This window comes from Burkholderia semiarida (genome assembly GCF_029268935.1).
Classification (GTDB): Bacteria; Pseudomonadota; Gammaproteobacteria; order Burkholderiales; family Burkholderiaceae; genus Burkholderia; species Burkholderia semiarida.
In genome coordinates, this window is sequence record NZ_JAHLCL010000007.1 from 1,241,957 (window position 1) to 1,255,108 (window position 13,152).

Sequence of the window (13,152 nt, forward strand, 5' to 3'; positions counted from 1 at the left end):
GCCGCGGGACGCAACCGATGCTCGACCTGACTTTCCCGCTGCGCTGGCGCATCGCGCTCGTCGCGCCGGCGCTCGCGGTATTCGCCGCGTTCTGGCTGCTGCCGATGGCGTCGCTCGTGCAGGTGTCCGCCGACGGCGCCTTCTTCTCGCACTACGCGGCGCTGCTCGGCAATGCGCGCTACATGAAGAGCCTCGGCGAGACGGTCGCGCTGTCCGCGGGCGTCACGCTCGCGACGCTCGCGCTGTCGACGATCTCGGGCCTGCTGCTCGCGCGCCGCGAATTCGCCGGCAAGCGCGTGCTGCTCGCGCTGCTCACGTTTCCGCTCGCGTTCCCGGGCGTCGTCGTCGGCTTCATGGTGATCATGCTCGCCGGGCGCCAGGGGCTGATCGGCATGCTGTCGGCGAAGCTCACGGGCGACAAGTGGGTGTTCGCGTACTCGGTTGCCGGCCTGTTCATCGGCTACCTGTATTTCTCGATTCCGCGCGTGATCGTCACCGTGATCGCGGCCGCGTCGAAGCTCGACGCGTCGCTCGAGGAAGCGGCGCGTTCGCTCGGCGCGTCGCCGTGGCGCATCTTCGTCGACATCGTGCTGCCCGCGCTCGCGCCGGGCCTGATCGCGGCCGGCGCGATCTGCTTCGCGACCGCGATGGGCGCGTTCGGCACCGCGTTTACGCTCGCCACCGACCTGAACGTGCTGCCGATGACGATCTACACCGAGTTCACGCTGAACGCGAACATCGCGACGGCGGCCGGCCTGTCGATCGTGCTCGGCATCGTCACCTGGGCCGTGCTCGCGCTCGCGCGCCGCTTCACCGGCCACACCGCCGCCGCCGCGGCCTGAGGATTCCTTCATGCAATCGCTTTCCGGCTCTTCCACGCTGTCGTCGGCGCCCGCTCCGTCGCATGCGAACGGCGTCGCACGACGTGCACCGCGCGTCACGGGCGCGCGCGCGATCGCCGCGCTGCAATGGAGCGTCACGCTGCTGCTGTGCGCGTTCCTGATCGTGCCCGTCGTGATGTCGGTGCTCGCGGGCCTCACCGTCAATTATTTCCGCGGGCTGTCGAGCGGCCTCACGCTGCGCTGGCTCGAACAGGTGTGGCAGCAGTATCACGGCTCGGTCGCGCTGTCGCTCTACGTCGCGTTCGCGACGCTCGCGATCGTGCTCGCGATCGGCGTGCCGGCCGGCTATGCGCTCGCGCGCAGCAAGAGCCGCGTCGCGCGTGCGATCGAGGAAGCGCTCGTGCTGCCGGTCGCGCTGCCGGGCCTGGCCTCGGCGCTCGCGCTGCTGGTCGTGTACGGCGGCTTCACCGCATTCCGGATGAGCCTGTGGTTCATCGTCGTCGGCCACGTCGTGTTCACGCTGCCGTTCATGGTGCGCGCGGTCGCGGCGGTTGCGGCCGGCGCCGACCTGCGCACGCTCGAGGAAGGCGCGGCGAGCCTCGGCGCGTCGTTCGTCACGCGCTTCGTCACGATCGTGCTGCCGAACCTGCGGCCGGGCATCGTCGCCGGCGCGCTCGCGGTGCTCACGCTGTCGATCGGCGAGTTCAACCTCACGTGGATGCTGCATACGCCCGACACCAAGACGCTGCCGGTCGGGCTCGCCGATACCTATGCGTCGCTGCGCCTCGAAGTCGGCAGCGCGTACACGATCCTGTTCCTGCTGATGACGCTGCCGCTGCTCGTCGCGATGCAGTGGCTCGGCGTCGATCCGTCCGGTACGCGTGCGCTGAAGAAGCGCCCGCACTGACCCTGTGCTGACTTTACCGATTCCATGAAACTCGATTCCACGCCCATCACCCTGACCGGCTGCGCGAAGACGTTCCGCGGCACACGCGTGCTCGAGCCGCTCGACCTGTCGATCGGCGCCGGGGAAACGCTCGTGCTGCTCGGGCCGTCCGGCTGCGGCAAGACGACCACGCTGCGCCTGATCGCGGGCCTCGACACGCCGGACGCCGGCGGCACGATCGCGTTCGGCGACGACGACGTGACCGCGCTGCCGATCGAGCGCCGGCAGGTCGGCATGGTGTTCCAGAACTACGCGCTGTTTCCGAACCTGACGGTGCGCGGCAACGTCGGCTACGGGCTGAAGATCCGCAAGACCGCGCCGCGAGCGTTGCGCGAACGCGTCGACGAACTGCTCGCGATGATGCGGCTCGACGCGCATGCGGACAAACCGGTCGATCAACTGTCGGGCGGCCAGCGTCAGCGCGTCGCGCTGGCGCGTGCGCTCGCGGTGCGGCCGCGCGTGCTGCTGCTCGACGAACCGCTGACCGCGCTCGACGCGAAGCTGCGCGACGTGCTGCGCCGCGACATGAACGCGCTGCTGCGCGCGCTCGGCGTGACGACCGTCTACGTGACGCACGATCAGGCCGAGGCGATGGAGCTCGGCGACCGGATCGTCGTGATGGGCGCGGGCCGCATCGAGCAGATCGGCACGCCGCGCGAGATCTACTACCACCCCGCGAACCGCACGGTCGCGCACTTCATCGGCACGCTGAACCGGCTGGCGGGCCAGTGGCGCGACGGGGCGCTCGCAACGACGGGCGGCGCGATCGTCACGCCGCATGCGGCCGACGAATGGTTCTTCCGCCCCGAGGACGCGCAACTCGCCGATCCCGCGCACGCGCCGCTGCGCGGGGCGGTCGGCGCATGCGCGTTCCTCGGCGAGCGCACGCGGCTCACGATCGAGGATGCGGCGCCCGACGCGCTCGTGATCGACGTACCGGGCCGCATCGCGCTCGCGCGCGGCACGGCGGTCGGTCTCACGATCGCGCCGGAAGGCCTGATCGCGCTCGGCGCGTAAGCCGCCGATCGGGCATCATGCATGCAGCCCCCCACGACGGCGCACGCCGCCGCGACAACAACCAGACGATTCCGAGGAACGACGATGCTGCTTGCTCAAATCAGCGATCTCCACATCAAGCGGCCGGGCCAGCTCGCGTACCGGCGCGTCGACACCGGGGCCGCGCTCGCGCGCTGCATCGCGAAGCTGAACGCACTCGTGCCGCGCCCCGACGCCGTGCTCGTCACCGGCGACCTGACCGACTTCGGCCACGATGAAGAGTACGGCAACCTGCGCGAGCTGCTCGCGGCACTCGAGATGCCGTACTACCTGATGATCGGCAATCACGACGACCGTGCCGGTCTGCGCCGTGCGTTCGCCGATCGCGCCGAGTTGCAGGACGGCAAATTCGTGCAGTACGCGCTCGATGTCGGCGCGGTGCGCGTGCTCGCGCTCGATTCGCAGGTGCCGGGCGCGAGCCACGGCGACCTGTGCGACGCGCGGCTCGCGTGGCTCGCCGCGCAGCTCGACGCCGCGCGCGCGCAGCCGGTGATCGTCGCGCTGCATCACCCGCCGTTCGTGTCGGGCATCGGCCACATGGACAAGCTGCGTCTCGCACCTGGCGCCGCGGCGAAACTCGATGCGCTGCTGCGCGCGCATCCGAACGTCGAGCGCGTGCTGTGCGGCCACGTGCACCGCACGATGTTCACGCGCTTCGGCGGCACGCTCGCGTGCGCGGTGCCGTCGCCCGCGCACCAGGTCGCGTTCGACCTGCGGGCCGACGCGCCGTCCGCGTTCCGGCTCGAACCGCCGGCGTTCGCGGTCCACCGTCATGCGCCCGATATGGGGATGACGTCGCATCACGTGTATATCGACGAAGGCGCGGGGCCGTATCCGTTCTACGAGCCGACGGGCGAGCTGGTCGACTGACCGATGTGAAGCGCGGTGACGGGCGAAGGCCGGCCCGTCGCGCCGGCTTGCCGCCGGCAGGATTCGCGTCGCTCCGGTATGATCGGCAGCCTCGACCGGCGCCCGGCCTGCCGGCGCATCCGACGCGTGCGCCGCCTGCCGCGCCGCCCCACTTCGTTGCCGCCGCCATGTCCACCGCCTCCACCGATCGTCCGACCGACGCCGCCTCGCCCCACTACTCGCGCAGCCTGCTGTTGCTGCTCGCGACGATCGCGGGCGTGTCGGTCGCCAACATCTACTACAACCAGCCGCTGCTCGACAGCTTCCGCGCGACCTTTCCGGACGGCGCGTCATGGATCGGCGCGGTGCCGACCGCGACGCAGCTCGGCTATGCGGCCGGCATGTTCCTGCTCGCGCCGCTCGGCGACCGTTTCGATCGCCGCGGGCTGATCCTGCTGCAGATCGCCGGGCTGTCGATCGCGCTGATCGTGGCGGCCGCCGCGCCGTCGCTGGCCGTGCTCGCGATCGCGAGCCTCGCGATCGGCATCCTCGCGACCATCGCGCAGCAGGCCGTGCCGTTCGCCGCCGAAATCGCGCCGCCGGCCGAACGCGGCCACGCGGTCGGCACCGTGATGAGCGGCCTGCTGCTCGGCATCCTGCTCGCGCGTACCGCCGCCGGCTTCGTCGCCGAGTATTTCGGCTGGCGTGCGGTGTTCGCCGCCTCGGTCGCGGCGCTCGTCGCGCTCGCCGTCGTGATCGTGCTGCGGCTGCCGCGCAGCTCGCCGACGTCGACGCTGTCGTACGGCAAGCTGCTCGGCTCGATGTGGCATCTGGCCGTCGAATTGCGGGGGCTGCGCGAGGCATCGCTGACGGGCGCCGCGCTGTTCGCGGCGTTCAGCGCATTCTGGCCCGTGCTCACGCTGCTGCTCGCCGGCGCGCCGTTCCATCTCGGCCCGCAGGCAGCCGGATTGTTCGGGATCGTCGGCGCCGCGGGCGCGCTCGCCGCGCCCTATGCGGGCCGCTTCGCGGACACGCGCGGCCCACGCGCGATCATCTCGCTCGCGATCGCGCTGCTCGCGCTGTCGTTCGTGATCTTCGCGCTGTCGGGGTCGAGCCTCGTCGGGCTCGTGATCGGCGTGATCGTGCTCGACGTGGGCGTGCAGGCCGCGCAGATCTCGAACCAGTCGCGCATCTATGCGCTGAAGCCCGACGCGCGCAGCCGCGTGAACACGGTGTACATGGTGTGCTACTTCATCGGCGGCGCGCTCGGCTCGTCGGCCGGCGTCGCCGCATGGCGCGCGTTCGGCTGGACCGGCATGTGCGCGGCCGGCCTGCTGTTTGCCGCGCTCGCCGGCTGGTCCCACCATCGCGGCGGCCGGCGCGGCTGAGCGGGATCGGCTGCGGCTGCTACGGCTGCGGCGGCGTCACGCGTCGGTGCGCGCGGCGGCCGGCTCGGCGGCGGCGGGCGGCGGCGCGAACGCCGGGGCCGGGTCGATCACCGCGCCGGGATCCATCACCGCGGCAGGCGTCGGTACCGCCAACGGGACGGCCGAAGGCGCGAGAATCGGCGCCGGATCGGGGGTCGCCATCGGCTCGGACGGCGGCGAAGCATCGCTTGTGAGCGCCTGCTCCACCGCCGCGGCCGGTGCGGCCGGTGCGGCCGGTGAAGTGGCGGCCGAGGCGGTGGCCGTAGCAGCCGCAGGCCGACGCGCCGGATCGAACACGAACGACAACCCGACGCTGCCGAGAATCGCGACGGTCGCAACGACGGTCGCCATCGTCACCGGTTCGCCCAGCAGTAGCGCACCGAGCGCGACCGCGACGATGGGATTCACGTACATGCAGCTGCTCGCGATGATCGGGCTCGTATGGCGGATCAGATAGCCGTACGCGACGTACGCGGCCATCGTGCAGAACACCATCAGGTACACGAACGCGAACACCGACCCGACGGCCAGTTGTTCGACGCGTTCGCCCAACAGCCACGCGACGATCGTCGACATCAGCCCGCCGAGGCCGATCTGCAGCGACGTCGACAGGAACAGGTCGGACGGCAGCTTGAGCCGCGTCGCGAGATGCGCGCCGCCCGCCCAGAACAGTGCGCCGGCCAGCACGCAGATCGTGCCGAGCGCCGAGTTCGCGGCGGCCGCGCCGCCCGAATTCAGCACGACGATGCCGACCATCCCGAGCGCGACGGCCGCCCATTCGCCCTTCGCCACCGGCCGCCCGGCGACCGCCGCGATCACGGTCGCGAACAGCGGCACCGTGGCCACCATCACCGCGGCCGACCCGCTGCTGACCGTGCGCATGCCGAGCGCGATCGTGCCGGACGACAGCGCGACGAGCATCGTGCCGACGATCGCCGAGTTGCGGATTTCCAGCAGCGTCGGCCATTCGGGCTTGCGCCGCAGCGCGAAGATGAACAGGCCGACCCCACCGAGCAGGTTGCGCAGCCCCGACAGCAGCAGCGGCGGAAACGACTGCAGCGCGAAATGCAGCCCGCTGTAAGTCGAGCCCCAGACGAAATAGATGAAGACGAGCGCCAGCGCCACGCGACCGCCGCGGCTTTGGGGCAGGCGGATCCGGAACGAAAATCGGGCGAGGAAATCGAGAAGGCGGTCGAGCGGTGTCATTGCGCTGCCCGCCCGCACGTCGCGTCGCGTGCTCCGCGGAAAGACGCCGGCAATGCCGGCAAACGGTCCAGGCGGAACCGGGAAGGCAGAGCAAACGTGCGGAACGACATGGCAGTGCGAACGGCGACGAAAAAGAACCGGCAAGCGGCGGCAGAGGGACAAAAAAAACGCGCGCAACCGTTTTCGGTTGCGCACGCTCGGCATTATGGCATCAAGGATTCGAAAGCATCGTCAGACCTATCCGAAAGGATCGGGAGTGACGTTTCGGCGCGACACCTGGCGTGCCGCGAGCCCTTCCCGTCTACCGCGCCAGTTCGACCTGCACGACCGCGCCGCTCTCGTCGGCCGACAGCACGGTGATCCGGCGTCCGGACACCGTATCGACGATCGACTTGCCCGGCATCAGCGGCGCGTCCTTCATGCCGTCCGCGCTGCCGGGCGTCGCATCGACGAGGGTGTTCTTGATGCTCACGGTGTTCGGGTGGCGCATGATCCGCACCGTCACGCCGTTGACGAACGGCGACGTGTCCGGCCAGTCCTCGAACGTGCCGCGCTTGCCCGCGTCGAGCTGCGGACGGCGGAATTCGAGCACCAGCGCCGAGCCGTCCCCACGCGGCAGCCGGTAGCCCTGCTTGCCCGGCAGCGTGCTCCACAACGGCGCGAGGCGATACGTGCCGGGCTTGACGATGGCGGGCACGTCCTCCTCGGAAAGCCAGCCGGTAAACAACTGGTAATCGACCGGATACATCCGCCGGCCGCCACCGCCCACGGTATCGGTCGGATCGTCGATGCCGCCCGTCACGCAGCCGTTGCCGATCACGACGGCGCCATCCTTGACCGGGCAGTGTTGCAGCGAATCGGGGTGGTGTACGCCGAGCCCGTGCCCGAACTCGTGCGTCCACATCCAGTACCCATGCCCGGAGCCGTTCGACAGGACCCACGCGCCCGGGCTCCCGGCCAGACCTGAAAATCTGCATTCGCGGTTCGACGGGAAATCGACGAACAACAAGTTGAACTTGCCGGCATCGACGCCGCGCGCCTTCGCCGCGGCCTTCGCCTGCGCGCGAATGGCGACCGAATCGCACCCCTTGGGGAAATCGCCGAGATCCACGTCGGTCAGCATTGTGCCTTCGATCCCGAACTTGCCGCGCGATGCCAGCTTGAGGTAGTGCGCGAGCGACGAAAAATCGTCGCCGTCACCGAATACCGCCTTGCGGATCGGCTCGGCGGGATTCGCCGTCTGGCCCGTAAAGCGGCCCGTTATCAGCAACACGCGATCGGTGCCGCCGACCCTTCGCATGAGGGTCGGCACCTCGCCTTCATAGGTCCAGCGCGCGGCGGGCTGGCCGGTTTCGGGCAGCATCGCGGGTGCGCCCTCCGTCGCCTGCAGCGTGTTCGTCGCGGCCCAGTGCTTGTTCAGCATCGTGAACATGCCGTTCGGATCGAGCATCGCCGCACGCCACAGCCGCGTCGCCGGGTAATCGGCGCCGCCGCACGACGACATGCTCACCGCGCCCGGCGCGGCAGGCGCCGCACGCAGGCAGACGTCGCGGCTCTGCGATGCGGCCAGCACGTTCTTCACCCTGAAGTTCTCGTTGTTGGCCCGCTCCATGCGCCAGCGCTGCGCGTCCGATCCCGAACAGGCCGCGAACCCGACGGACACGCCATCGACAGTCGACATCGTGAGGCAGCGCTCGCCGCCTTGGGCGAGGTTGCGGATGGCGAAGCTCGTGTCGATGGGTGCAGGCGGCGGTTCGACCGGGGGTGGTTCGACCGGGGGTGGTTCGACCGGGGGCGGCTCGACCGGCGGAGGCTCGACCGGCGGAGGCACAACCGGTGGAGGCACAACCGGCGGCGGCTCGACCGGGGGCGGCTCGACCGGCGGAGGCACAACCGGTGGAGGCACAACCGGCGGCGGCACAACCGGCGGAGGCTCGCCGGGCACCGCCTCGGGCAGCGTGGGCGGCGGATCGACCACTTCAACATCGCCCGGCTCCGGACGCGGGCTCGCGTCCTCGATCTGCACGACCTCGGACGAATCGTCACCGCCGCAGGCCGACAACGTCAAACCCGCCAGCAGACAAAATGCTCCCAACGGCAAACCACGCCGAAAAAATACACGACCCATGCTAATCGACTCACCGCGAATAGGAAAAAGGAAGGCGCAGCCGCACACGCATCACACCGTGCGCGACCAGCGTTACTCGACCTGTCATTCGCGATTCGAATAGCGAATAGGTTAAATTCCGCTGCTGCCAGATACATCCGTCAATCGGCGCCGATCTCCAGCGAGGAGACCTGGCGCGATGAGAAAATTATAAAATTCGATGCATCTGACAAACAATCGTACAAGTACTAAATTACCAGCCTCATTGACGCCATAAAATTCGATCTTTTCCGATCATTTTCGAGATGAGTCGCCGCCCCCTCGCGCGATGCGGCCCACATCACGATCCACCGAACCAGTTGTAGCCCTGATCGACCCAATAGCCGCCGGGGAACGTGTCCGTCACGAAGATTTCCATGATGTGCTTCGGGTTCTTGTAGCCGAGCTTGGTCGGCATCCGCAGCTTCATCGGGAAGCCGTATTCCGCCGGCAGCCGGCGGCCGTCGTACTCGAACGCGAGCAGCGTCTGCGGATGCAGCGCGGTCGGCATGTCGATGCTTTCGTAGTAGTCGTCCGCGCACTTGAAGCCGACGTATTTCGCCCGCGTGTCGGCGCCCGCGCGCGCGAGAAATGCGCCGAACGGCGTGCCGCCCCAGCGGCCGATCGCGCTCCACCCTTCCACGCAAATATGCCGGGTGATCTGTTCCGCATGCGGCAGTGCGCGAAGCTCGTCGAGCGTCCATACGCGTTTGCCCGTCACGCGGCCCGACAGCACGAGCCGATACGTCGATTCGTCGACGTGCGGCACGTCGTCGATTCCGTAGTACGCGTTGAACGGAAACGGCCGCGTGATGTCGGCCTCGGTGTAGGTCGGCGCGAGCTGGTTCGGGTTGAACAGCCACGCCTGCACGCGGTCGTTCATGCGCGACACTTTCTCGAGGAACGTGTTGACCGACGCGTCGTCCTGCAGCGTGCAGCCGGTCAGCATCGTGAGGCCGCCGAGCGTCAGCACGCGCCGGTTGAAGAGCCGTCGCGACGGCATCTCGAGTTCGCGGCGCACGTCGAGCTCGAGCGATTTCCGGTCGAGCGCCCAGCGCGGCTCGCCGCGGTTGTTTTCAGATTCCGACATGATGATTTCCTTCGCCCGCGGTGTACGGGTCAGCGGCCGCGCAGCATCGCGAGCAGCGAGCGCGGCACCAGCAACGCCATCGCGACGTGGACGACCACGAACGCGACCAGCAGCGACATCGCCCAGAAGTGCACGATGCGCGCATTGTCGTAACCGCCGAACAGTTCGCGCAGCAGCGGGAACTGCACCGATTTCCAGATCGCGAGCCCCGACAGCACCAATACGACGAGATCGACGATCGCGGTCAGATACGCGGCACGCTGCACCGCGTTGTAGACGCTCAGGTCGTCGTGCGACAGCCGCCCGCCGAGCGCGGCGCGCACGTCGCGCCACACCGACGCAGGTGTCACGGGCAGCAGCTTGCGTGCGAAGCGCCCCGTCGCGATCGACATCGCGAGGTAGAACAGGCCGTTGCCGACCAGCAGCCACATCGCCGCGAAATGCCATTGCAGCGCACCGCCGAGCCAGCCGCCGAGCGTGATGCCGTGCGCGAACGTGAACGACGGATAGATCGGCGACGCGTCATAGATGCGCCAGCCGGACAACGCCATCAGGATCGCCGCGAGCGCGTTGAGCCAGTGGCTCGCGCGCACCCACCGCGGATGGATCGTCGGCGCGGGCGGCGGCGCATTCGCGCGATCAGTGACAGGGACCGTTTGCATGATGAAGACTCCCGGGATGATGTGACGGGGCGCGACGCGCGCCGGTGACCGGCCGGTCGCGCCCCGCACGCATTCGTTAGTTCGACGGGCTCATGGCGTCCTTCTTCATCGCGTCGTCCTTCTTCATCGAATCGTGACCCATCGCGTCCTTCTTCATCGCGTCGTTCTTCATCGCCTGCTTCTTCATGCCGTCCTTCTTCATGCCGTCCTTCGCCATCGCACCGTCCTTCGACATCGCGTCGTGGCCCATCGCGTCCTTCGACATCGACATGCCGTCCTTCGACATCGCATCGTTCTGCGCGTAGGCCCCCGTTGCGATCGTGGCAAGTGCGGCGATACAGGTGGCGACGAATACTTTTTTCATGACATCTCTCCGATACATGGGTTAAGGAGCCGAATAGACGGAGCACGCGGACGGAAATGACAGCGATGACGAAAATTTTTTGCGCCTGAAAAAAGGGAACGGACTACTGCCCCGCTCGGCCGTTCTGTCCGGCCCTGCATCGCGGTTCGACCGCAGCGCTTGCTGCGGCGCAGCGTGCGCGCACCAGCGGCCGCGATCCGGCCATCGCCCGGCGCAATCCGATCCGCACCCGGTTGAAACCACCGCCAAGCCGGTGTATCGTGTGCGCTGCTAACGCGGGGGTCCTGCAATGCGTTCGGTCAAACAACCGGCATTGCGGGTGAGAAATACCCTTTGAACCTGATCTGGATAATGCCAGCGCAGGGAAGCGTACGGATTTCGCCGCCATCCCTCTGACGAAACCCGCCGCCTCACCAAGCCTTGTCTCCTGCTTAGCTCGAGCCCCACATTCGTCAAGGGCTCCGGGCAAGCGCCGAAGCGCCTGTCCGGCGCCCGCACAGGAGATTGCATGAACGCCAATCCGAAGTTTCTGTCTGCCGACGCCCACGTCGACGCCGCCGCCGTCGCCCCGCTGCCCAATTCGCGCAAGGTGTATGTCACCGGCTCGCAACCCGACATTCGCGTGCCGATGCGCGAGATCACGCAGGCCGACACGCCGACCGGCTTCGGCGGCGAGAAGAATCCGCCGATCTACGTGTACGACACGTCGGGCCCGTACACCGATCCGGACGCGAAGATCGACATCCGCGCGGGCCTGCCCGCACTGCGTCAGCGCTGGATCGAAGCGCGCGGCGACACCGAAGTGCTCCCCGGCCTGTCGAGCCGGTACGGCCTCGAGCGCGCGGCCGACCCGGCCACCGCCGACCTGCGTTTCCCGGGCCTGCACCGCAACCCGCGCCGCGCGCAGCCCGGCAAGAACGTCACGCAGATGCACTACGCGCGTCAGGGCATCATCACGCCGGAAATGGAATACATCGCGATCCGCGAGAACCAGCGCCGCGCCGAATACATCGAGAGCCTGAAGTCGAGCGGCCCGAACGGCGCGAAGCTCGCCGCGATGATGGGCCGCCAGCATCCGGGCCAGGCGTTCGGCGCCGCGGCCTTTGGCGCGAACGCGCTGGCCGAGATCACGCCGGAATTCGTGCGCGACGAAGTCGCGCGCGGCCGCGCGATCATCCCCGCGAACATCAACCATCCGGAATCCGAGCCGATGATCATCGGCCGCAACTTCCTCGTGAAGATCAACGCGAACATCGGCAACTCGGCCGTCACGTCGTCGATCGGCGAGGAAGTCGACAAGATGACGTGGGCGATCCGCTGGGGCGGCGACACGGTGATGGATCTGTCGACCGGCAAGCACATCCATGAAACGCGCGAGTGGATCATCCGCAACAGCCCGGTGCCGATCGGCACGGTGCCGATCTACCAGGCGCTCGAAAAGGTCAACGGCAAGGCCGAGGACCTGACCTGGGAAATCTTCCGCGACACGCTGATCGAACAGGCCGAGCAAGGCGTCGACTACTTCACGATCCACGCGGGCGTGCGCCTGCAGTACGTGCCGCTCACCGCGAACCGGATGACGGGCATCGTGTCGCGCGGCGGCTCGATCATGGCGAAGTGGTGCCTCGCGCATCACAAGGAAAGCTTCCTGTACGAACACTTCGAAGAGATCTGCGAGATCATGAAGGCGTACGACGTGAGCTTCTCGCTCGGCGACGGCCTGCGCCCCGGCTCGATCTACGACGCGAACGACGAAGCGCAGCTCGGCGAACTGAAGACGCTCGGCGAGCTCACGCAGATCGCGTGGAAGCACGACGTGCAGGTGATGATCGAAGGCCCCGGCCACGTGCCGATGCAGTTGATCAAGGAGAACATGGATCTCCAGCTCGACTGGTGCAAGGAAGCGCCGTTCTACACGCTCGGGCCGCTGACCACCGACATCGCGCCGGGCTACGACCACATCACGTCGGGCATCGGCGCCGCGATGATCGGCTGGTTCGGCACCGCGATGCTGTGCTACGTGACGCCGAAGGAACACCTCGGCCTGCCGAACAAGGACGACGTGAAGGAAGGCATCATCACGTACAAGCTCGCCGCGCACGCGGCCGACCTCGCCAAGGGTCATCCGGGCGCGCAGGTGCGCGACAACGCGCTGTCGAAGGCGCGCTTCGAGTTCCGCTGGGAAGACCAGTTCAACATCGGTCTCGACCCGGACAAGGCGCGCGAATTCCACGACGAGACGCTGCCGAAGGATTCGGCGAAGGTCGCGCACTTCTGCTCGATGTGCGGCCCGCACTTCTGCTCGATGAAGATCACGCAGGACGTGCGCGAGTTCGCGGCGCAGCAAGGCGTGTCGGAGACCGAAGCGCTGAAGAAGGGGATGGAGGTCAAGGCGGTCGAGTTCGTGAAGACCGGCGCCGAGATCTACCACCGCCAGTAAGCGCGCCGCGAGCCGCACCGCTCGCATCGCGCCGCGCGAAGCCCGCTTTCGAGCGGGCTTTTTTGCGCATGTCGCGTGCCTGCCGGCGCAGGGGAAACAATTGATTACGAAACCGCGCGAGCCT

General features: G+C 68.1%; 11 protein-coding genes and 1 riboswitch. Of the genes, 6 read left to right on the top strand and 5 right to left on the bottom strand.

The genetic code is table 11. The features are described 5' to 3' along the window. Window positions 1-17: 17 nt before the first annotated feature. From KPB06_RS18630 to KPB06_RS18650, 5 genes are all read left to right on the top strand, one after another. Window positions 18-842, top strand: a complete 825-nt coding sequence (locus tag KPB06_RS18630; RefSeq protein WP_059644126.1) for an ABC transporter permease — start codon at window positions 18-20, stop codon at window positions 840-842. 10 nt (window positions 843-852) lie between these two features. Then, window positions 853-1,749 carry an ABC transporter permease gene (locus KPB06_RS18635; protein ID WP_104012329.1) on the top strand — a complete coding sequence of 299 codons (897 nt, stop codon included), beginning with the start codon at window positions 853-855 and terminating at the stop codon, window positions 1,747-1,749. 24 nt (window positions 1,750-1,773) lie between these two features. Beyond that, complete coding sequence (locus KPB06_RS18640) at window positions 1,774-2,805, top strand: ABC transporter ATP-binding protein (protein WP_059573919.1); 1,032 nt, start codon at window positions 1,774-1,776, stop codon at window positions 2,803-2,805. Window positions 2,806-2,889: 84 nt separating this feature from the next. Further along, window positions 2,890-3,714 carry a phosphodiesterase gene (locus tag KPB06_RS18645; RefSeq protein ID WP_104012330.1) on the top strand — a complete coding sequence of 275 codons (825 nt, stop codon included), beginning with the start codon at window positions 2,890-2,892 and terminating at the stop codon, window positions 3,712-3,714. Window positions 3,715-3,881: 167 nt separating this feature from the next. Beyond that, window positions 3,882-5,081 carry an MFS transporter gene (locus KPB06_RS18650; RefSeq protein WP_104012331.1) on the top strand — a complete coding sequence of 400 codons (1,200 nt, stop codon included), beginning with the start codon at window positions 3,882-3,884 and terminating at the stop codon, window positions 5,079-5,081. A 36-nt stretch (window positions 5,082-5,117) separates the two neighbouring features. Here KPB06_RS18650 and KPB06_RS18655 read toward each other — a convergent pair whose 3' ends face one another. The 5 genes from KPB06_RS18655 to KPB06_RS18675 form a co-directional block, all read right to left on the bottom strand. Next, window positions 5,118-6,326 (bottom strand): EamA family transporter, encoded by a 1,209-nt coding sequence (locus KPB06_RS18655; RefSeq protein WP_104012340.1) that lies wholly within the window; start codon window positions 6,324-6,326, stop codon window positions 5,118-5,120. A gap of 301 nt (window positions 6,327-6,627) precedes the next feature. Further along, window positions 6,628-8,007 carry an RICIN domain-containing protein gene (locus KPB06_RS18660; RefSeq protein WP_181035416.1) on the bottom strand — a complete coding sequence of 460 codons (1,380 nt, stop codon included), beginning with the start codon at window positions 8,005-8,007 and terminating at the stop codon, window positions 6,628-6,630. A gap of 766 nt (window positions 8,008-8,773) precedes the next feature. Continuing rightward, complete coding sequence (locus KPB06_RS18665) at window positions 8,774-9,562, bottom strand: molybdopterin-dependent oxidoreductase (RefSeq protein WP_060965801.1); 789 nt, start codon at window positions 9,560-9,562, stop codon at window positions 8,774-8,776. 29 nt (window positions 9,563-9,591) lie between these two features. Next, window positions 9,592-10,224, bottom strand: a complete 633-nt coding sequence (locus KPB06_RS18670) for a cytochrome b/b6 domain-containing protein (RefSeq protein WP_060011466.1) — start codon at window positions 10,222-10,224, stop codon at window positions 9,592-9,594. 76 nt (window positions 10,225-10,300) lie between these two features. Continuing rightward, entirely contained in the window at window positions 10,301-10,588 is a 288-nt protein-coding gene (locus KPB06_RS18675; protein WP_104012332.1) for a pentapeptide MXKDX repeat protein, read from the bottom strand. Window positions 10,589-10,855: 267 nt separating this feature from the next. Next, window positions 10,856-10,972: riboswitch (TPP riboswitch) on the top strand. 124 nt (window positions 10,973-11,096) lie between these two features. On the opposite strand from KPB06_RS18675, the gene thiC reads away from it, so the two are divergent. Continuing rightward, entirely contained in the window at window positions 11,097-13,028 is a 1,932-nt protein-coding gene (thiC, locus tag KPB06_RS18680; protein ID WP_059573925.1) for a phosphomethylpyrimidine synthase ThiC, read from the top strand. Window positions 13,029-13,152: the final 124 nt, after the last annotated feature.